This is a genomic window from Klebsiella sp. CN_Kp113 (assembly GCF_040064585.1).
Taxonomy (GTDB): Bacteria; Pseudomonadota; Gammaproteobacteria; order Enterobacterales; family Enterobacteriaceae; genus Klebsiella; species Klebsiella michiganensis.
This window is the reverse complement of the sequence record NZ_JBEAID010000011.1, coordinates 1-19,008: the sequence shown is the minus strand read 5'-3', so window position 1 is coordinate 19,008 and position 19,008 is coordinate 1. Positions and strand designations below refer to the sequence as shown.

The following is a 19,008-nucleotide window of genomic DNA, read 5'->3' as shown; positions in this document are numbered from 1 at the left end:
ATGAATTTACAGCATCACTTTCTAATTGCCATGCCTGCTCTCCAGGACCCGATGTTCCGTCGCTCCGTAGTCTATATCTGCGAGTATAACGATGACGGTGCCATGGGCATCATCATCAATAAGCCGATGGAAAATCTGCAGGTTGAAGGGATCCTGGAGAAGTTAAAAATCACGCCTGAACCGCGCAATCCCGAGATTCGCCTGGATAAACCGGTGATGGTTGGCGGCCCGCTGGCCGAGGATCGGGGTTTTATACTGCATTCGCCGCCTTCCGACTTTTCTTCCAGCATTCGTATTTCCGATAACACGGTGATCACCACCTCCCGCGACGTGCTCGAAACGCTGGGTACGGATAAACAGCCGGACAACGTGCTGGTTGCGCTGGGCTATGCCTCCTGGGAGAAAGGCCAGCTGGAGCAAGAGATTCTGGATAACGCCTGGCTCACCGCGCCGGCCGATCGGAATATTTTGTTCAGCACGCCGATAGCTGACCGCTGGCGCGATGCTGCGAAGCTCATTGGCATCGATATCGTGACGATGCCAGCCGAAGCGGGGCATGCGTAATGAGCGGCACTTTTTTAGGCTTTGATTTTGGCACCAAAAGCATTGGCGTCGCCGTAGGGCAGCGCATCACAGGCACTGCCCGCCCCCTTCCCGCGTTGAAAGCGCAGGACGGTAAGCCTGACTGGAATATTATCGAAAAGCTGCTGAAAGAGTGGCAGCCCGAAGCCGTGATTGTCGGCCTGCCGCTGAATATGGACGGTACGGAACAGCCCCTCACCGCGCGCGCACGCAACTTCGCGAATAAAATCCACGGCCGCTTCGGCGTGCAAATAACCCTGCATGATGAACGTCTGAGCACGGTTGAAGCCAGAGCCGGGCTATTCGAACACGGTGGATTCCGGGCGCTCAATAAAGGCAGCGTGGATTCCGCTTCTGCAGTCATTATTCTGGAAAGCTACTTCGAGCAAAGTTTCTGAACATCAATGATGGCGCCCTACCGCAGCGGCAGGCGCCATCATCCTGATTTCATTTTTAGTGGCGCAAATGCTCATTCGCCCAGCTGACCGCCTGAGTCCGGTTCTTCACGCTTAGCTTACGGAACACGTTGTACAGATGGGTACGCACCGTGTTTTCACTGATAAACAGCGCGCGGGCAATATCCAGATTGGTCGCCCCGCAGCGAAGTTCATTCAGGATTTCACATTCACGCTCGGTCAGCGGTGAATTTTCCGCAGGCGCCGATACATGATCCGCAGCATACATCGCCGGGTGCATCACGCTCAATTCAGCCGTCTGTTCGCCGTTCAGCACAGCCTTAACGCCCTCAATTAAGCGCGATTCATCATCGTCATGACGGAAAACGCCGTACAGCGCTGGCCACTGCGCCATTTCGTAGAGCTCATACTTTTGCGCGCTATTGATAATCAATAAACGGGGGTTATCCGCCTGCAGACGAATAATGTCACGCCATACGCTATTCAACTTTTTATTTGAAACTGCAATATCAAATAATATTACAGAATCTTTCAAAAGACGCTGCGCGAGGGGTTTGTTAATATTTTGCAGAACGACTGATGCAGATAACTTCTCAGCCAGCCAGGTTGCGAATGCTTTGCTTTGAATAGAGGGGTGAGTAATAAAAGTAACCTGGTGAGAAAAAGCCGAATTCTCAGATAAATTAATCACTTAAAACTCTCCTTAGTTGATTCCCGCCTTCATAGCGGTTAAATGAATTAACAAGAATACGATCGCTGGTGTATTTATAAATTCAAACCAAACTTACACCTTGAAACATTATTCCATGGGAATTTTCCTATCCCTGTAAACAGCATAAATCGAATGCCTTAAGAGAGTCAAAAGATTATCAAACTTTTTTCCTGGTTATGGGAGGTTTATGTCAATTCGTTTTTCATAGCGTGCATTATTCGGCTTAATTTTAGGTACTTATTTGTAATATAAAATAATGATACCAAACATTAATAAAACATTATCATAACAAGCCATTGGTATGATGTCTGAATATAAAAGATGCAGCTATAAAAGACCCGCAGCCGTACGTTGCTGAAAGCTTTGCGTAAAAGTTTGCATCCCGAATTGCTGCCCGGTTTGCATCACGCCGGGCAGCTGATGCGTTTTCCCCTCGCGGATCAAATTCGCCACCGCCGGGGTATTAACCAAAAGCTCGTATAGCGCAACTCTTCCGCCAGCAGTATCCGGAAACAATTTTTGTGCCAGCACCGCGCATAAACTTCCCGCCAGCTGGCTACGAACCTGCTCTTTCTCCTGGGCAGGAAAAACATCCACCAGCCTTTCAACCGCCTGTGCCGCGCCGCGCGTATGCAGCGTCGCCATAACCAGATGTCCGGTCTCCGCCGCGGTCAATGCCAGGCGGATCGTTTCGCTGTCACGCAGTTCCCCTAGCAGAATGACATCCGGGTCCTGACGCAGCGCAGCGCGCAGGGCCGCGGCAAATGAGGGGCAGTGGCGACCTATTTCCCGCTGCTGGATCAGGCAGCGCTCGCTGCGGTGAATAAACTCAACCGGATCTTCCAGCGTCAGGATATGGCCATTGAGGCGCTGATTAAGATAGCCCACCATCGCCGCCAGGGTGGTGGATTTCCCGCTACCGGTGGCGCCCGTGACCAGGATAAGCCCGCTCTCCTCATTGAGCAGCTCCGTTAAGGCGGCCGGCGCGCCGAGATCCGCCAGCTGCGGACAGGTTTCCGCCAGCAGACGCAGGGCCAGCGACAGACCGCGGTTGTGGACAAATGCGCTGGCGCGCAGGCGCGGTCCGCCGGCCGGAGCCAGCGCGAAATCGACCTGTCCGCAGGCCTGCCACTGGGCGAGCTGCTCGGCGTTGAGCCAATCAGCGAGTATCTTGCCAATATCCGGAGAGGTAAAAGGCGCGGGCTCCAGCTTGCCCTGGCGACGCCAGCGCGGCGTTGAAGCATTGCACAGGTGTAGATCGGAGACGTTATGCTTTACACTAAGGGCCACTATTTCTTCCAGTTCCATAACTCATCCTCGGTATATGAACGATATTGCGCATAACCTGGCACAGGTCCGGGACAAAATCTCAGCCGCTGCCGCACGCTGCGGCCGTGCTCCAGAAGAAGTTACATTGCTTGCAGTCAGTAAAACGAAACCTGCGGGCGCTATCGAAGAAGCGATGGCCGCAGGCCAGGTCGCGTTTGGCGAAAATTATGTTCAGGAAGGGGTGGAGAAAATCCGCTACTTTCAGGAAAAGGGCGCAACCGGGCTACAGTGGCACTTTATAGGGCCGCTGCAGTCCAATAAAAGCCGTCTGGTGGCCGAGCATTTTGACTGGTGCCATACCGTCGATCGCCTGAAGATCGCCATGCGCCTTAGCGAACAGCGACCTGCGCAAATGACGCCGCTTAACGTACTGATTCAAATAAATATTAGCGATGAGCAGAGCAAGTCGGGCATTCCCGTTGACGAGCTGGACGCGCTGGCGGCAGAGATCGCGAAACTGCCGAATCTGCAGCTGCGCGGTTTAATGGCCATTCCCGCGCCAGAGTCAGAATATGTAAGGCAGTTTGCCGTCGCCCAACAAATGGCGGTAGCATTTGCGCGGCTAAAAACGCACTACCCTACCGTCGATACGTTGTCGCTGGGAATGTCGGATGATATGGAAGCCGCCATCGCGGCGGGAAGCACTATGGTGCGCATCGGAACCGCAATTTTCGGCGCGCGCGACTACAGCAAAAAATAAGGAATCTGAGGAACGCCATGAAGACGTTGACTTTCCTGCTCTCAACGGTCATTGAGCTTTACACAATGGTCGTGTTGTTACGCGTCTGGATGCAGTGGGCGCGCTGCGACTTTTATAACCCGTTTTCGCAGTTCGTGGTCAAGGCTACGCAGCCTGTCGTTGGGCCGCTGCGCCGCATTATCCCGGCGATGGGGCCGCTCGACAGCGCCTCCCTGCTGGTCGCCTTTATTCTCTGCGTCGTGAAAGCTATCGTGCTGTTTATGGTCGTCACCTTCCAGCCGATTATCTGGATCTCCGCGCTGCTGATCCTCATTAAAACCGTCGGCTCGCTGATATTCTGGGTTCTCCTGCTCATGGCAATCATGAGCTGGGTAAGCCAGGGACGCAGCCCGGTGGAATATGTCCTGATGCAGTTGGCCGATCCGCTGCTGCGTCCGATCCGCAGACTGCTGCCATCGATGGGCGGCATTGATTTCTCGCCGATGGTGCTGGTTCTGCTGCTGTACGTGATCAACATGGGTATCGCCGAACTGTTGCAGGCTACCGGCAACGTTCTGCTTCCGGGGCTGTGGATGGCGCTATGAGTGCCGTCGAAGCCTGCGCTGATGGGTTGGTCTTACGGCTGTATATTCAGCCTAAGGCCAGCCGCGACAGCATCGTTGGTTTACATGGCGACGAGCTTAAAGTCGCCATTACCGCGCCTCCCGTTGACGGCCAGGCCAACGCCCATCTGGTAAAATTCCTCGCCAAACAGTTTCGCGTAGCGAAAAGCCAGGTGCTTATTGAGAAAGGCGAACTGGGCCGCCACAAACAGATAAAAATCATTCATCCGCAGCAGATCCCCGATGGGGTCGCCGCCCTGAAAGAATAGACAGGATCTCATATGCAAAAAGTTGTTCTCGCCACCGGCAATCCCGGGAAAGTGCGCGAGCTGGCCTCGCTGCTGGCAGATTTTGGCCTCGATATCGTGGCGCAAACCGAACTGGGCGTGGATTCCGCAGAGGAAACCGGCCTGACCTTTATCGAAAACGCCATTCTGAAAGCGCGTCATGCCGCGCAGATTACCGGCCTCCCGGCCATCGCCGATGACTCAGGTCTGGCCGTTGATGCGTTAGGCGGCGCGCCCGGCATCTATTCCGCCCGCTATTCCGGCGAAGACGCGACCGACCAGCGCAATCTCGAAAAGCTGCTCGACGCGCTGCGCGACGTGCCTGACGATCGGCGCCAGGCGCAATTCCACTGCGTGCTGGTCTATCTGCGCCATGCGGAAGATCCCACCCCGCTGGTTTGCCACGGCAGCTGGCCGGGCATCATCGCTCGCGAAGCCGCAGGCAGCGGCGGCTTTGGTTACGACCCGATATTCTTTGTTCCGACGGAAGGTAAAACCGCAGCGGAGCTGAGCCGTGAAGAAAAGAGCGCCATTTCCCACCGCGGACGCGCGCTCAAACTGTTACTGGAAGCCTTACGTAATGGCTAATTTGCCGCCCCTGAGCCTCTATATTCACATCCCGTGGTGCGTGCAAAAATGCCCGTACTGCGATTTCAACTCGCATGCGTTGAAGGGCGAGGTACCGCACGACGACTACGTTCAGCATCTGCTGAACGATCTGCGGGCCGACGCCCACTATGCGCAGGGACGTGAAATCGGCACTATTTTCATCGGCGGCGGTACGCCGAGCCTGCTCTCAGGCCCGGCGATGCAAACCCTGCTCGACGGCGTGCGGGAAGCTCTTCCCCTGGCGGGCAACGCGGAAATCACGATGGAAGCCAACCCCGGCACCGTAGAAGCGGACCGTTTTGTCGAGTATCAGCGCGCAGGTATTAATCGCATCTCCATCGGCGTACAGAGCTTTAGCGAACAGAAGCTCCAGCGTCTCGGGCGCATCCACGGGCCGCAGGAAGCCAAACGCGCGGCAAACCTGGCAAGCGGTCTGGGACTGCGCAGCTTTAACCTCGATTTAATGCACGGTCTGCCGGATCAGTCTCTGGAAGAGGCGCTGGACGACCTGCGTCAGGCGATTGCGCTCAATCCGCCGCATCTCTCCTGGTATCAGCTGACCATTGAGCCAAACACCCTGTTTGGCTCGCGTCCGCCGACCCTGCCGGACGACGACGCGCTGTGGGATATTTATGAGCAGGGGCACAGCCTGCTCAGCGCGGCGGGCTATCAACAATATGAAACCTCCGCCTACGCTAAGCCGGGGTATCAGTGCCAGCATAACCTGAACTACTGGCGCTTTGGCGACTACCTGGGCATTGGCTGCGGCGCGCACGGCAAAGTGACCTTCCCGGACGGGCGCATTCTGCGGACGGCGAAAACCCGCCACCCGCGCGGCTATATGGAAGGCCGTTATCTGGAGCGCCAGCATGATGTGGAAGATGCGGATAAGCCGTTCGAGTTCTTTATGAACCGTTTCCGCCTGCTGGAAGCGGCGCCGCGAGATGAATTCAGCCGCTACACCGGGCTTGATGAGCGTACAATCCGTCCGCAAATCGATGCCGCCATTGCTGAGGGCTATCTGACGGAAGATGAGCGCTGCTGGCAGATTACCGAGCACGGTAAGCTCTTTTTGAACTCCCTTCTCGAATTATTCCTCAGCGAATAAACCTCGCTATGCTTATCCCGTTATAAAAATAACGGGATAATTAATTATTCATTTTTTCCGAAATATCAATATCCCTATTTCCGAATCATCTCAATTCAACATTTCCAATAAAAATAAATTCACATTCATTTATTAAAAATAAATATAACCTACCGCACAAAAATACGTATTTGATCGCCTGATTGCGAAAAAGTGTGAGTCAGACAGCTTAAAGATGTACGACAACAAGGATAATATGTCATACAGAAACAAAGAATACCCCTTAAGATATTGACCAATTACCCTAAGTGCATGGAGCCGACTCATGAAAAAACTCTCTTTTTCTCGTTCTCTGGCGTGTGTATCTCTGCTTGCCCTGCTCGCTTCCGGCGCCAGCGCAGCTGAAAAAGTCACGTTAAAACTGGCACATAACCTCGAACGTAGCCACGTTGTCCATCAGGCCTTTGAGGCGATGTCCAAAGAGGTTAACCAACTTTCCAACGGTGATATGAAGATTCGTATATATCCCAGTAGCCAGATGGGCAGCGCGCGCGAAACGATGGAGCTATTACAAAACGGCGCGCTGGATATGACCAAAGGTTCCGCCAGCGATCTGGAATCATTCGATAACGTCTACGCGATATATAATTTACCGTTCCTGTTTAAAGATCAGAATCACTTCAATAAAGTCGTCTTTGGTGACGTGGGCAAGGAAATTATGGAGTCCACGAAAGATAAAGGATTCTTTGCGCTTTCCGCCTATGTTGCCGGGACCCGCAGTTTTTACGCCAAAAAGCCCATCACTAAACCGGAAGATTTAAAAGGATTGAAGATCCGCGTCCAGGCCAGCCCGACAACCTTAAAAATGGTCGAATTAATGGGCGGTTCGCCAACCCCTATTTCCTTTGGTGAAGTTTATACTGCCATGCAGCAGGGCGTGGTGGATGGCGCGGAGAACAACGTGCCTTCCTGGGTGCAAACGCGCCATATCGAAATCGCGAAAGTGTTCTCAGAAGATGAACATGCCTCCATCCCGGATTTCCTCGTTATTTCCAGTAAAACCTGGGACAAATTGACGCCGGATCAGCAGCAAATCCTGATCAAGGCGGCGAAAGCTTCCGAAGCGTATCAGCAAAAACTGTGGGACAAGATCGATGCCGACACCCGCGCGCAGGCCAAAGCCATGGGCGGCGAAATTATCAAAGTGGATAAAGCGCCGTTCCGCGCCGCCGTGCAGCCGCTGTTTGATGAGTTCAAAAAAGATCCGAAGCAGGCCGCCCTGCTGGCCAAATTTGAAGCTGCCGCCGAATAACACTTAGCGGGCCAGCCGCTGGCCCGCTTTCATCGGGAAAACAATGATGATACTTAACCGCATAAAGCTGGCGGTGGACCGCACGATCGCCGCATTCTCCGTCGCCGTTATGATTGCGCTGGTTGTTTGCGTCGTCTGGCAGGTGTTCAGCCGCTACGTACTCAACCAGCCCAGCACCCTGACCGACGAGCTGGCGCGCTTTTTGATGATCTGGGTCGGGCTACTGGGTGCGGCATATACCGTCGGCGCCCAGCGTCATCTGGCTATCGACTTACTGGCGATGACGCTCCCTCCCCGCAGGCAGGCGCTGCTCAGCGTCATCATTAATCTGCTGATCTTTATTTTTGCCGGATCGGTGATTGTGACCGGCGGCGTGAAGCTGATTGAAAAAACGCTGTCGACCTCCCAGGTCTCAGCGGCAATGCAGATCCCCATGGGCTACGTCTATCTGATCCTGCCGTTAACCGGCCTCATTATGATGTTTTACGCAGTATGTTTTGTCAGCAATGGGCTAAAAAACATGAAGCACGCTGAAGCGGGGGCAAATTGATGGACAGCTATATCGCACTGATGCTATTTGGCTCTTTCTTTATTCTGGTTTTTATTGGCGTACCTATCTCCTTCTCTATCGGCATCGCCACCGTCGGTTCAATGCTGCTGATGTTCCCGTGGGATATCGCGGTGATTACGGTTTCTCAGCGCCTGGCGAACGGCCTCGATAACTTCGCCCTGCTGGCGATTCCCTTCTTTATCTTTGCCGGTACGCTGATGAATAGCGGCGGGATTGCCATACGCTTAATCAATCTGGCTCAGGTGATGGTCGGACGCGTACCGGGCTCTCTGGGCCACGTCAACGTGCTGGCAAACATGATGTTCGGCTCGATTTCAGGCTCGGCGGTCGCCGCCGCCGCCGCGGTAGGGGGCACGCTGAACCCCATTCAGACGCAGAAAGGCTACGATCCGGCTTTCTCCACGGCGGTGAACGTCTCGTCGTGCATCACGGGCCTGCTTATTCCGCCGTCAAACGTGCTGATCGTCTTTTCCCTGACGGCGGGCGGCGTGTCGGTCGCGTCGCTGTTTATGGCCGGCTATCTGCCGGGCATTTTGATGGGCCTGGCTATTATGGTGGTCTGTGCCGTCATTGCTAAACGTCGCGGCTATCCGGTTTCTGAACGCCCCACCTGCGCCCAGGCGGCAAAAGCGTTTTTCGACGCCCTGCCCAGCCTGCTGCTGGTGATTATTGTGATGGGCGGGATCCTCGGCGGCATTTTTACCGCTACCGAAGCGTCGGCTATCGCCGTGGTCTACACCTTTATCCTGTCGGTGCTCATTTATCGGGAAGTGAAATGGCGCGATCTGCCGAAGCTGATCCTTGAATCGGTGGTGATGACCTCTATCGTGCTGCTGCTGATCGGCTTTTCCGTCGGCATGTCGTGGGCGATGACCAACGCCGACATTCCCTACATGATAAGCGATGCGCTAATGGGGGTGTCAGAAAACCCGGTGGTGATACTGCTGCTGATTAATATCGTGCTGTTAATCGTTGGGATCTTTATGGACATGACCCCGGCGGTGCTGATTTTCACGCCGATATTCCTGCCCATCGCGCAGGATTTAGGGATGGACCCGGTGCATTTCGGCATCATGATGGTCGCCAACCTGTGCATCGGTCTGCTGACGCCGCCGGTAGGCAGCGCGCTGTTCGTTGGCTGCTCCATTTCCGGCGTTAAAATTCAGCAGCTCATCAAACCGCTGCTGCCGTTCTACGCCGCCCTGCTGATCGCGCTGATGATGATTGTCTATATCCCGCAGATCTCGCTGTTTATTCCGCAGCTGCTGGGGCTGATGTGATCGACTGACCATAATCGCTACCTGCGGGCGCAGGTAGCGAAATAAAACTTACTTTAACGACCCCACCAGCGCTTTGCGGCTCTCCTCAAGGGAGACCACGCGGCTGCAGACATCCTTACCAAACTGCTGGAAATCGGCTTCCTGGTTTTTCCATTCATCCTGAATGGCCGTTTGCAGGCCGCCAAGGCTGCCGAGGATCCCCTGCAGCGGGTTACCGCCGCCTTTAAGAACCGCCTTCGCCCCCATCTCGTTGATGCTATCCTGCAGAATGCCGCCCATCGCCTGATTTACCAGCTGCTGGCCGTCGGCGCGCACCTGATCGATGGCTTTATAGTGGAAGGTCAGGCCATCGTTACGATGTTCAATTATGCGGCTCATTTGCGCTTTCAGCTGCGCATCAAGCTTGGTCAGGCGGCTATGCATGCTGCTGCTGGCCCCCACCTGTTCGGTAATAATTTTATCCAGCGCGGCGCGGCCTTTTTCTACCCGCGTGCGGGCGCCTTCATCAATCCACGGCAGGCTGCTGCGCAGGCCAGCCTGATAGTCCTGAGCCTGCTCGCGCTGAGCGGCGTTCAGGGAATACGCTTTACCGTTAAAGGTCAGGTTGCCGTCCGGCTTAATCACCAGATCGCCGTTTTCGCCTTTTACCTGCACCTGCTGCGGGCTGAGGATGACATCGTCACGCGGCGTGACGCTACACTGGTAGTCCGCATGCGCGGACAAAGCGGTGACGGAAAGCGCCAATGCCAACAGCGTTTTGCGCATCATTTAACTCCCTTCAGACAAAACGGGCCGGCAGTTGCCGACCCTTGTCAAACTTAGTCCCACCAGATATCAAAAAGTTCGCTGGTGCGTACATCGGCAAGCCCGCGATCTTCCAGCCATTTACGTACGATGGCCTGGTGTTCCTCGGTGCATTTGCCGATTTCCTGCAGGCAGATCAGGCCTTCCCAGGAAAGATAACCGCTGCCGTCAAAGGCCAGCTTATTAGGCTCAATCACTTCATCAATCAGATCGTTAACGGTCTGGTCGATCTGCTCTTCGCTGGTTCCATCCGCGAAACGCCACGCGACGGAAAAACCCACTTCCTGAAACTCGTCGATATGCATTTTTTTACGCAGACGACGGCTACGATTCGTTGCCATTATTTCACCCTCTCGAACATTAAGTCCCATACGCCGTGGCCAAGACGATGGCCACGCTGTTCAAATTTGGTTACCGGGCGCGATTCCGGGCGCGGCACATAGTCGTTGCTTTCAGACCGGTTACGATACCCTTCAAGCGAGGACATCACTTCCAGCATATGCTCGGCATATTGCTCCCAGTCGGTCGCCATATGGAAGACGCCGCCCAGCTTCAGTTTACTTTTCACCAGTTCGGCAAAAGGCGGCTGAACGATACGGCGCTTATTATGACGCGCTTTGTGCCACGGGTCAGGGAAAAACAGCTGCACCATGCTCAGGGAGTTATCCGGAATCATCGTATGCAGCACTTCCACCGCATCGTGGCACATGACGCGCAGGTTCTGCACGCCCTCTTCTTCGGCGGACGCCAGGCAGGCGCCGACGCCCGGCGAGTGCACTTCAATGCCGAGGAAATTCTGCTGCGGCTTCTCTTTCGCCATCGCCACCAGCGAAGCGCCCATACCGAAACCGATCTCCAGCGTGACCGGCGCCTCACGGCCAAACAGCGCGGCGAAATCGAGCGGCGCATCGTTAAATTCAACGCCCATCACCGGCCAAATATTGTCCAGCGCGTGCTGCTGACCTTTGGTCAGGCGGCCCTGACGACGGACGAAGCTGCGAATACGGCGCAGCGGACGGCCGTTTTCATCGAATTCCGGAGATATGACGTCGTTTTTCATAAAAGTTAAGTCTGCTTGTGAGAGTGTTCGGAAAACGGGCATTATCCAAAGTTACCCGGCGGATGCAAGGGTTTACAGCCTCTCGCCCTTGTGCTGCAATCTGCCACCTTATAATCGCTATCCCGGAGCCGTAGCTTTGACTTTTCCCGCCGCGCAATTTTCAGCCCAGGTGCTGGACTGGTACGACAAATACGGGCGTAAAACCCTGCCCTGGCAAATCGGCAAGACGCCCTACAAAGTATGGCTCTCCGAGGTGATGTTGCAACAAACACAAGTGGCGACGGTCATCCCCTATTTTGAACGCTTTATGGCGCGTTTCCCAACGATTACCGACCTGGCGAACGCGCCCCTCGATGAAGTCCTGCATCTGTGGACCGGCCTGGGCTATTACGCCCGCGCGCGCAATTTACATAAAGCGGCGCAGCAGGTGGCCACGCTGCACGACGGCAAATTCCCGCAGACCTTCGATGAAGTCGCCGCGCTGCCGGGCGTGGGCCGCTCTACCGCCGGCGCGATTTTATCCCTTTCTCTCGGTCAGCATTATCCGATTCTCGACGGTAACGTGAAGCGCGTGCTCGCGCGCTGCTATGCTGTCAGCGGTTGGCCGGGGAAAAAAGAGGTTGAGAAACGCCTGTGGGAGATCGCCGAGGACGTCACGCCGGCCAAAGGCGTCGAGCGTTTTAACCAGGCCATGATGGACCTCGGGGCGATGGTGTGTACCCGCTCGAAACCAAAATGCGAGCTCTGTCCGCTGAATAACGGCTGCGTGGCCTACGCAAATCATTCATGGGCTCAATACCCAGGCAAAAAACCGAAACAGACGATCCCCGAGCGTACCGGCTATTTCCTGCTGATGCAGCACGGCGACGAGGTGTTCCTCTCCCAGCGCCCGCCGGTGGGCTTATGGGGCGGTTTGTTCTGCTTCCCGCAGTTTGAGGATGAAGATGCGCTGCGGGCGTGGCTGGCCCAGCGTCAGATTAAGACCGATAATCTGACGCAATTAACCGCGTTCCGCCACACTTTCAGCCATTTCCATCTGGATATTGTGCCGATGTGGCTTACAGTGCACTCATCCGGCGCATGCATGGATGAAGGGGGCGCACTCTGGTATAACTTAGCGCAGCCGCCGTCCGTCGGTCTGGCGGCTCCCGTGGAGCGCTTGTTGCAACAGTTAAAAGCCGGAGCACCGGTTTAGCTTTCTGGCGATTAAAGAGGATTAAGAATGAGCAGAACGATTTTTTGTACTTTCCTGCAGCGTGAAGCCGAGGGCCAGGATTTTCAGCTGTACCCGGGCGAGCTGGGCAAACGCATCTATAACGAAATCTCCAAAGAAGCCTGGGCCCAGTGGCAGCATAAGCAGACGATGCTGATCAACGAGAAAAAACTCAGCATGATGAACCCGGAGCATCGCAAACTGCTGGAGCAGGAGATGGTTCAGTTCCTGTTTGAAGGTAAAGACGTGCACATCGAAGGCTACACGCCGCCAGAAAAACAGTAAGGGCCTGACGGCCCTTTACAACAATAAACACAACACGCACTCCCGGAATGATGAAAAAATACTTAGCGCTAGCGCTGATTGCGCCTTTGCTCGTTTCGTGTTCCAGCTCAACCAAAAAAGGCGCCGAGTACAACGAGGCGTGGGTAAAGGACACCAACGGCTTTGACATTCTGATGGGCCAGTTCGCCCATAACATCGAGAATATTTGGGGTTATAACGAAGTTCTGCTCGCCGGGCCGAAGGACTACGTCAAATACACCGACCAGTATCAGACCCGTAGCCATATCAACTTTGATGCGGGGACGATTACCGTCGAAACCATCGCCGGCACCGACCCGGCCGGGCGCCTGCGCCAGGCGATTATTAAAACCCTGCTGATGGGCGACGACCCGAACTCCATCGACCTCTATTCCGACGTCGATGATATTCAGATTTCAAAAGAGCCGTTCCTGTACGGTCAGGTGGTGGATAACACCGGCGAGTCGATTCGCTGGGAGTGGCGCGCCTCGCGCTTCGCCGACTATCTGCTGCAAACTCGCCTGAAAAGCCGCAGCAACGGCCCGCGCATGATCTACAGCATCACCATCAACCTGGTGCCGAACCACCTCGACAAACGCGCGCATAAATACATTGGCATGGTCCGTCAGGCATCGCGCAAATACGGCGTTGATGAATCGCTGATCCTGGCAATTATGCAAACCGAATCTTCCTTTAACCCCTATGCGGTCAGCCACGCCGACGCGCTGGGGCTGATGCAGGTGGTGCAGCACAGCGCCGGGAAGGACGTATTCCGTTCGCAGGGCAAATCAGGCCTGCCGAGCCGCAGCTATCTGTTCGATCCGGTCAATAACATCGACACCGGCACCGCCTATCTGGCGATGCTGAACAACGTCTATTTGTCCGGCATCACCAACCCGACCTCGCGTCGCTATGCGGTCATCACCGCCTATAACGGCGGCGCGGGCAGCGTACTGCGGGTCTTCTCCAGCGATAAGGTTCAGGCGGCGAATATCATCAACAACATGACGCCGGGAGATGTTTATCAGACCATCACCAGCCGTCACCCCTCCGCCGAGTCGCGTCGTTATCTGTATAAGGTTAACTCGGCGCAGAAAGGCTACCGCCGCAGATAATCTCCCTCCAGCGCCCTTGTTTCCTCAAGGGCGTATTCCTTTTGCTATACACAATAGAGTTGCGCAACTGTTTTGCGATTTTCTGCGGCAGTTAACAAAAGCATCCATCGCATAAATGATAGAATCCAACCAAAATAACGCCATAAATGTTATTTAAAACACAAAACAATTCTATATCCGTGAGGATCAAAACATGAATCTTAAGCTGCAGCTCAAAGTACTGTCGTTCCTGCAGTTCTGCCTCTGGGGAAGCTGGCTGACCACGCTCGGCTCGTATATGTTCGTCACCCTCAAGTTCGACGGTGCGGCCATCGGAGCGGTCTATAGCTCACTCGGTATCGCCGCAGTGTTTATGCCGACGCTGCTCGGTATCGTTGCCGATAAATGGATCAGCGCCAAGTGGGTTTATGCCATTTGCCATCTGGTCGGCGCGCTGACGCTGTGGCTCGCCGCCCAGGTCACCACGCCGGGGGAAATGTTCCTCGTCATCCTGCTCAACTCGCTGGCCTATATGCCAACGCTGGGGCTGATTAACACCATTTCGTACTACCGCCTGCAGTCTGCGGATATGGATATCGTGACCGATTTCCCGCCGATTCGTATCTGGGGCACCATTGGTTTTATCCTCGCCATGTGGGGCGTCAGCTTCTCCGGCTTTGAACTGAGCCATATGCAGCTCTATATCGGCGCGGCGCTCTCCTTGCTGCTGGTGCTCTTCACCCTGACGCTGCCGCATATTCCGGTGGCCAATCAGCAGAAAAACCAGAGCTGGACCGCCATGCTGGGCCTTGATGCCTTCGCGCTGTTTAAAAACAAACGTATGGCGATCTTCTTTATTTTCTCGATGATGCTGGGCGCCGAACTGCAAATCACCAATATGTTCGGCAACACCTTCCTGCACAGCTTTGATAAAGATCCGCTGTTCGCCAGCAGCTTTATCGTGCAGCACGCCTCGGTGATGATGTCGATTTCGCAGATCTCGGAAACCCTGTTCATCCTGACCATCCCGTTCTTCCTCAGCCGCTACGGCATCAAAAACGTGATGCTGATTAGTATCGTGGCGTGGATGCTGCGCTTCGGCCTGTTCGCTTACGGCGACCCGACCCCGTTCGGCACCGTGCTACTGGTGCTGTCGATGATCGTTTATGGCTGCGCCTTCGACTTCTTCAACATCTCGGGTTCGGTGTTTGTGGAAAAAGAGGTTCGCCCGGAAATCCGCGCCAGCGCGCAGGGGATGTTCCTGATGATGACCAACGGCTTCGGCTGCATACTTGGCGGGATGGTAAGCGGCAAAGTGGTGGAGCACTTCACCCTCGAAGGGATTACCGACTGGCAAACCGTGTGGCTGATTTTCGCCGGCTATTCGCTGGTTCTGGCTTTTGCCTTTGTGGCGCTGTTTAAGTACAAGCACGTCCGCGTACCAACCGGGGCGCAGACCGTCGCACATTAAATAAACGGCTTACCCCAGATTTACGAATAAAAAAACGCGCCCCGGTGTTATCAACGGGGCGCGTTTTTTATGCTTTCAGCACATAGCCATATAGCCGCTTAATGCCGTCAGGGTCCGTTTCGCTGTAGACCCCCTGGAGCTCCGGCGAGAAGCCCGGCAGCATATTGACGCCTTCCTCCAGCGCCAGAAAATAGCGCAGCACCGCCCCGCCCCAGATTTCGCCAGGCACGACGCACAGCACGCCCGGTGGATACGGCAGCGCGCCCTCCGCCGCAATGCGCCCTTCGGCTTCGCTTAAGCGCACCAGTTCAACGTTACCGCGAATAAACTCGCGGTTGGCGTCCTGCGGGTTCATCACCGCGCGCGGGAAGCTCCTCTTGCGGAACATCTCTTTTTGCAAATCCTTCACGTCAAAGCTGACGTACAGGTTATGCATTTCCTGGCACAGCTCGCGGATGGTGTAATCCCGATAGCGCACCGGATATTTATTAAAGATGGTCGGCAGAACGTCGGCCAGCGGGGTGTCGGATTCAATATGCTGCTCAAACTGGGCGAGCATCGCCACCAGCTGCGCCAGCTTCTCGGCGCTCTCTGCGGGCGTCAGCAGGAACAGAATGGAGTTCAGATCGCACTTCTCCGGCACGATGCCGTTTTCGCGCAGGTAGTGGGCCAGAATGGTCGCCGGGATACCAAAATCGGTATATTTTCCGCTCTCCGCATCGATCCCCGGCGTCGTCAGCAGCAGTTTACAGGGGTCAACGAAATACTGATCGCTGGCATAGCCTTCGAAGCCGTGCCAGCGCGCGCCCGGCTCAAAGCTAAAGAAGCGCCGTTCGCGGGCGATGGCTTCAGTGGGGTGATCCTGCCACGGACGCCCCGCCACCACCGGTGGAATAAACGGCTGGATCATTTTGCAGTTGGCGATAATCGCCTTGCGCGCTTCGATACCCAGCGCCACGCACTCCGCCCACAGGCGGCGCCCGCTCTCTCCTTCGTGAATTTTGGCATTCACGTCCAGAGCGGCGAACAGCGGATAAAACGGGCTGGTCGAGGCGTGCAGCATAAAGGCGTTGTTGAGCCGCTTATGCGGGCAAAAACGTTCCTGTCCGCGCAGGTGGTTATCTTTTTTATGGATCTGCGACGTTTGCGAAAAACCGGCCTGCTGTTTGTGCACCGACTGAGTGACAAAAATGCCCGGGTCGTCCGGCGTCAGGTCCAGCAGCAGCGGCGAACAGTCGGCCATCATCGGGATAAACTGCTCGTAGCCGACCCAGGCCGAGTCAAACAGGATGTAGTCGCACAGACCGCCGATTTTATCGACCACCTGGCGGGCGTTGTACACCGTCCCATCATAAGTACCGAGCTGAATCACCGCCAGGCGGAACGGGCGCGGCGCATCGGCTTTTTCCGGCGCCGTCTCGCGTATCAGTTCGCGCAGGTATTTCTCATCGAAGCAGCGATCGTCGATACCGCCAATAAAACCAAACGGATTACGCGACGCTTCGAGATAAACCGGCGTTGCGCCGGCCTGAATCAGCGCGCCATGATGATTGGATTTATGGTTGTTACGGTCAAACAGTACCAGATCGCCGCGCGTCAGCAGCGCGTTGGTCACCACTTTGTTCGCCGCAGAGGTGCCGTTAAGGACGAAGTAGGTTTTATCGGCGTTGAAGACCTTCGCCGCGAACTTCTGCGCGTGTTTGGCAGACCCTTCATGAATCAGCAGATCGCCAAGCTTAACGTCGGCGTTGCACATGTCGGCGCGAAAGACGTTTTCACCAAAGAAGTCGAAAAACTGCCGTCCCGCCGGATGCTTCTTAAAGAAGGCGCCGTGCTGATGGCCCGGACACGCGAAGGTGCTGTTATCCATCTCAACGTATTGGGTCAGCGTATCGAAGAACGGCGGCAGCAGGTTCTCTTCATAGTCGCAGGCGGCGGCTTCCAGTTCGAGCCACTCCTGCTCTTTGCCGCTAACGATGGCCGTCACGCCTTCTGGTTTTTCGTGGTCAGCGTCACTGAACAGATAAACCGGCAGGTTGAACCCGGTGCGTTTCAGTAACGCAAGGATGCCGCTGCGGCTGTCCGCTACGGTAATGACGACTGCCGCCACATCGGTAAAATCTGTACTGTCCAGGGCCACCACGCGACGGTGGGTGGACAGGCGGGATACCAGCTCGCGGCTGGCGGCAATGTGCATTGATTTCATGAGCGCGAATACCCGTTTCCGGAGAGTAAAAGGCTTCGGCCAGGGCGTCTGAGCTCTGGCCAACGAAATGTCAGGGTCTGGCTGGATCCCAGCTCCGACCGCCAGACATCAGTAAAAGCAGACCGCGTCCGATCTTACTGTTGTCCTGCAGTGAGCCTGCGTTACGCTCACCGCATGGTGGGCAGAAGTTGCAGTGTAAGGGTAGCAAGACGAGGCTGCCTGCGCATCTGTACGCAGCGGCAACGGCGATGTAGCGGCGATGTCGTCATCACGGCGGCCTCATTCAGGAGAGGAGAAAATTCGCGCAATCATGTCACCTTTAAATCTACCGCGCAAGATGAATTACGTATGCAGCCATACCACGGATGCGCAAGCCTTTTGGCCCGTTTAGCGTCATAATAATGCAGTCATTAGGGATAATTAACAAGAGTCATGCTGTGGTTACAGGGCCATTTATTAACGCCGGCGCGGTCCTTTTGGGCGGCGTACTCGGCGCACTCTTAAGTCAAAGATTGCCGGAACGGATTCGTACATCAATGACCTCTATTTTTGGCCTCGCGTCGCTGGGCATCGGCATTCTGCTGGTGATCAAATGCGCCAACCTGCCGGTGATGGTGCTTTCAACGCTGGTGGGCGCGCTGCTTGGCGAAGTGTGCAACATGGAGAAAGGCATTAATACGCTGGTCAGTAAGCTCCAGCAGCTGCTTTCGCCCAAAAAGGGGCAGAAAAAGGTCTCAGCGCATGAGTCCTATATTCAAAGCTACGTCGCGATAATCGTGCTGTTCTGCGCCAGCGGTACCGGGATTTTCGGCGCGATGCGCGAAGGAATGACCGGCGACGCCAGCATTCTTATTGCCAAAGCGTTTCTCGACTTCTTTACCGCCACCATCTTCGCCTGCACCCTGGGGCTGGCCGTCTCGGCCATTTGCGTACCGATGCTGGCCATCCAGCTGGCGCTGGCGGCCTGCGCGTCGCTGATTATGCCGTTAACCACGCCGATGATGATGGCGGATTTCACCGCCGTCGGCGGCATGCTGCTGGTCGCGACCGGTCTGCGCATCTGCGGAATTAAAATGTTCGCCGTGGTGAATATGCTGCCGGCCCTGGTGCTGGCGATGCCGATTTCAGTGGCCTGGACGGCGTTTTTCGCCTGAAGATGCGTGCTTTTGACGCAATGTGGTGATAGATTGTTCAGTCTGCTGCGAAACAGATAAATTTCGTTGACGAGGTGCGGTGAATCAGGTTTAATGCGCCCCGTTGCCCGGATAGCTCAGTCGGTAGAGCAGGGGATTGAAAATCCCCGTGTCCTTGGTTCGATTCCGAGTCCGGGCACCACTATTTAAAGAACCCGCCCAAAAGGCGGGTTTTTG

Annotated in this window: 21 protein-coding genes and 1 tRNA gene; 16 read left to right on the top strand and 6 right to left on the bottom strand. The window is 55.3% G+C overall.

Translation table 11 applies throughout. The annotated features are described in order from the left end of the window. Together ABLV30_RS05150 and ruvX are read left to right on the top strand one after the other, a co-directional pair. Positions 1-564, top strand: coding sequence for a YqgE/AlgH family protein (locus ABLV30_RS05150; protein ID WP_014226835.1), 564 nt, complete (start codon positions 1-3; stop codon positions 562-564). Continuing rightward, positions 564-980, top strand: coding sequence for a Holliday junction resolvase RuvX (gene ruvX, locus ABLV30_RS05145; RefSeq protein ID WP_014226836.1), 417 nt, complete (start codon positions 564-566; stop codon positions 978-980). The genes ABLV30_RS05150 and ruvX overlap by 1 nt, the downstream gene beginning before the upstream one ends. A gap of 55 nt (positions 981-1,035) precedes the next feature. Here ruvX and ABLV30_RS05140 read toward each other — a convergent pair whose 3' ends face one another. Continuing rightward, the gene (locus ABLV30_RS05140; RefSeq protein WP_014226837.1) at positions 1,036-1,689 is read right to left on the bottom strand and encodes a LuxR C-terminal-related transcriptional regulator; all 654 of its coding nucleotides are present in this window, start codon (positions 1,687-1,689) and stop codon (positions 1,036-1,038) included. Positions 1,690-2,037: 348 nt separating this feature from the next. Beyond that, positions 2,038-3,018, bottom strand: coding sequence for a type IV pilus twitching motility protein PilT (locus ABLV30_RS05135; protein WP_014839535.1), 981 nt, complete (start codon positions 3,016-3,018; stop codon positions 2,038-2,040). A 16-nt stretch (positions 3,019-3,034) separates the two neighbouring features. Between ABLV30_RS05135 and ABLV30_RS05130 the strand changes: the two genes are divergently transcribed. The 8 genes from ABLV30_RS05130 to ABLV30_RS05095 all read left to right on the top strand — a co-directional run bounded on the left by ABLV30_RS05130 (position 3,035) and on the right by ABLV30_RS05095 (position 9,487). Further along, positions 3,035-3,739, top strand: a complete 705-nt coding sequence (locus tag ABLV30_RS05130) for a YggS family pyridoxal phosphate-dependent enzyme (RefSeq protein ID WP_046877685.1) — start codon at positions 3,035-3,037, stop codon at positions 3,737-3,739. Between the two features lie 17 nt (positions 3,740-3,756). After that, positions 3,757-4,323, top strand: coding sequence for a YggT family protein (locus ABLV30_RS05125; RefSeq protein WP_004105714.1), 567 nt, complete (start codon positions 3,757-3,759; stop codon positions 4,321-4,323). Next, positions 4,320-4,610, top strand: a complete 291-nt coding sequence (yggU, locus tag ABLV30_RS05120) for a DUF167 family protein YggU (RefSeq protein WP_004854155.1) — start codon at positions 4,320-4,322, stop codon at positions 4,608-4,610. The genes ABLV30_RS05125 and yggU overlap by 4 nt, the downstream gene beginning before the upstream one ends. A gap of 12 nt (positions 4,611-4,622) precedes the next feature. Next, positions 4,623-5,216: an XTP/dITP diphosphatase gene (locus ABLV30_RS05115; RefSeq protein WP_004854157.1), complete on the top strand. Its 594-nt coding sequence runs from the start codon at positions 4,623-4,625 to the stop codon at positions 5,214-5,216. Continuing rightward, positions 5,209-6,345, top strand: a complete 1,137-nt coding sequence (gene hemW / locus ABLV30_RS05110) for a radical SAM family heme chaperone HemW (RefSeq protein WP_032751248.1) — start codon at positions 5,209-5,211, stop codon at positions 6,343-6,345. Before ABLV30_RS05115 ends, hemW begins: the two co-directional genes overlap by 8 nt. Before the next feature lie 304 nt (positions 6,346-6,649). Then, positions 6,650-7,636 (top strand): TRAP transporter substrate-binding protein, encoded by a 987-nt coding sequence (locus tag ABLV30_RS05105; protein ID WP_014839537.1) that lies wholly within the window; start codon positions 6,650-6,652, stop codon positions 7,634-7,636. 46 nt (positions 7,637-7,682) lie between these two features. Continuing rightward, on the top strand, positions 7,683-8,186 hold the full coding sequence (locus ABLV30_RS05100) for a TRAP transporter small permease (protein WP_014226842.1): 504 nt from the start codon (positions 7,683-7,685) through the stop codon (positions 8,184-8,186). Then, on the top strand, positions 8,186-9,487 hold the full coding sequence (locus ABLV30_RS05095; protein ID WP_004105725.1) for a TRAP transporter large permease subunit: 1,302 nt from the start codon (positions 8,186-8,188) through the stop codon (positions 9,485-9,487). Before ABLV30_RS05100 ends, ABLV30_RS05095 begins: the two co-directional genes overlap by 1 nt. Before the next feature lie 48 nt (positions 9,488-9,535). Here ABLV30_RS05095 and ABLV30_RS05090 read toward each other — a convergent pair whose 3' ends face one another. Genes ABLV30_RS05090 through trmB form a run of 3 tightly spaced genes read right to left on the bottom strand, consistent with a single transcriptional unit; the run spans position 9,536 to position 11,351 of the window. Beyond that, positions 9,536-10,255, bottom strand: coding sequence for a DUF2884 domain-containing protein (locus ABLV30_RS05090; protein WP_009651812.1), 720 nt, complete (start codon positions 10,253-10,255; stop codon positions 9,536-9,538). Between the two features lie 50 nt (positions 10,256-10,305). Next, positions 10,306-10,632 (bottom strand): YggL family protein, encoded by a 327-nt coding sequence (locus ABLV30_RS05085; protein WP_004854168.1) that lies wholly within the window; start codon positions 10,630-10,632, stop codon positions 10,306-10,308. Beyond that, the gene (trmB, locus tag ABLV30_RS05080) at positions 10,632-11,351 is read right to left on the bottom strand and encodes a tRNA (guanosine(46)-N7)-methyltransferase TrmB (RefSeq protein ID WP_004854170.1); all 720 of its coding nucleotides are present in this window, start codon (positions 11,349-11,351) and stop codon (positions 10,632-10,634) included. The genes ABLV30_RS05085 and trmB overlap by 1 nt, the downstream gene beginning before the upstream one ends. Before the next feature lie 136 nt (positions 11,352-11,487). Between trmB and mutY the strand changes: the two genes are divergently transcribed. The 4 genes from mutY to ABLV30_RS05060 all read left to right on the top strand — a co-directional run bounded on the left by mutY (position 11,488) and on the right by ABLV30_RS05060 (position 15,432). Then, a complete protein-coding gene (mutY, locus tag ABLV30_RS05075; RefSeq protein WP_009651815.1) occupies positions 11,488-12,546 on the top strand; it encodes an A/G-specific adenine glycosylase in 1,059 nt (352 codons plus the stop codon). A 27-nt stretch (positions 12,547-12,573) separates the two neighbouring features. Next, positions 12,574-12,849, top strand: coding sequence for an oxidative damage protection protein (locus tag ABLV30_RS05070; protein WP_004854175.1), 276 nt, complete (start codon positions 12,574-12,576; stop codon positions 12,847-12,849). 50 nt (positions 12,850-12,899) lie between these two features. Next, the gene (gene mltC / locus ABLV30_RS05065) at positions 12,900-13,982 is read left to right on the top strand and encodes a membrane-bound lytic murein transglycosylase MltC (RefSeq protein WP_014226844.1); all 1,083 of its coding nucleotides are present in this window, start codon (positions 12,900-12,902) and stop codon (positions 13,980-13,982) included. Positions 13,983-14,175: 193 nt separating this feature from the next. Next, positions 14,176-15,432, top strand: coding sequence for a nucleoside permease (locus ABLV30_RS05060; protein ID WP_049101233.1), 1,257 nt, complete (start codon positions 14,176-14,178; stop codon positions 15,430-15,432). A 67-nt stretch (positions 15,433-15,499) separates the two neighbouring features. Here the strand turns inward: ABLV30_RS05060 and ABLV30_RS05055 are convergent, their stop codons facing one another. After that, the gene (locus ABLV30_RS05055) at positions 15,500-17,638 is read right to left on the bottom strand and encodes an ornithine decarboxylase (RefSeq protein ID WP_142469408.1); all 2,139 of its coding nucleotides are present in this window, start codon (positions 17,636-17,638) and stop codon (positions 15,500-15,502) included. Between the two features lie 437 nt (positions 17,639-18,075). Between ABLV30_RS05055 and ABLV30_RS05050 the strand changes: the two genes are divergently transcribed. Together ABLV30_RS05050 and ABLV30_RS05045 are read left to right on the top strand one after the other, a co-directional pair. Continuing rightward, entirely contained in the window at positions 18,076-18,792 is a 717-nt protein-coding gene (locus ABLV30_RS05050; protein WP_004135818.1) for a DUF554 domain-containing protein, read from the top strand. A gap of 105 nt (positions 18,793-18,897) precedes the next feature. After that, positions 18,898-18,973: transfer RNA gene (locus tag ABLV30_RS05045), tRNA-Phe, on the top strand. Positions 18,974-19,008: the final 35 nt, after the last annotated feature.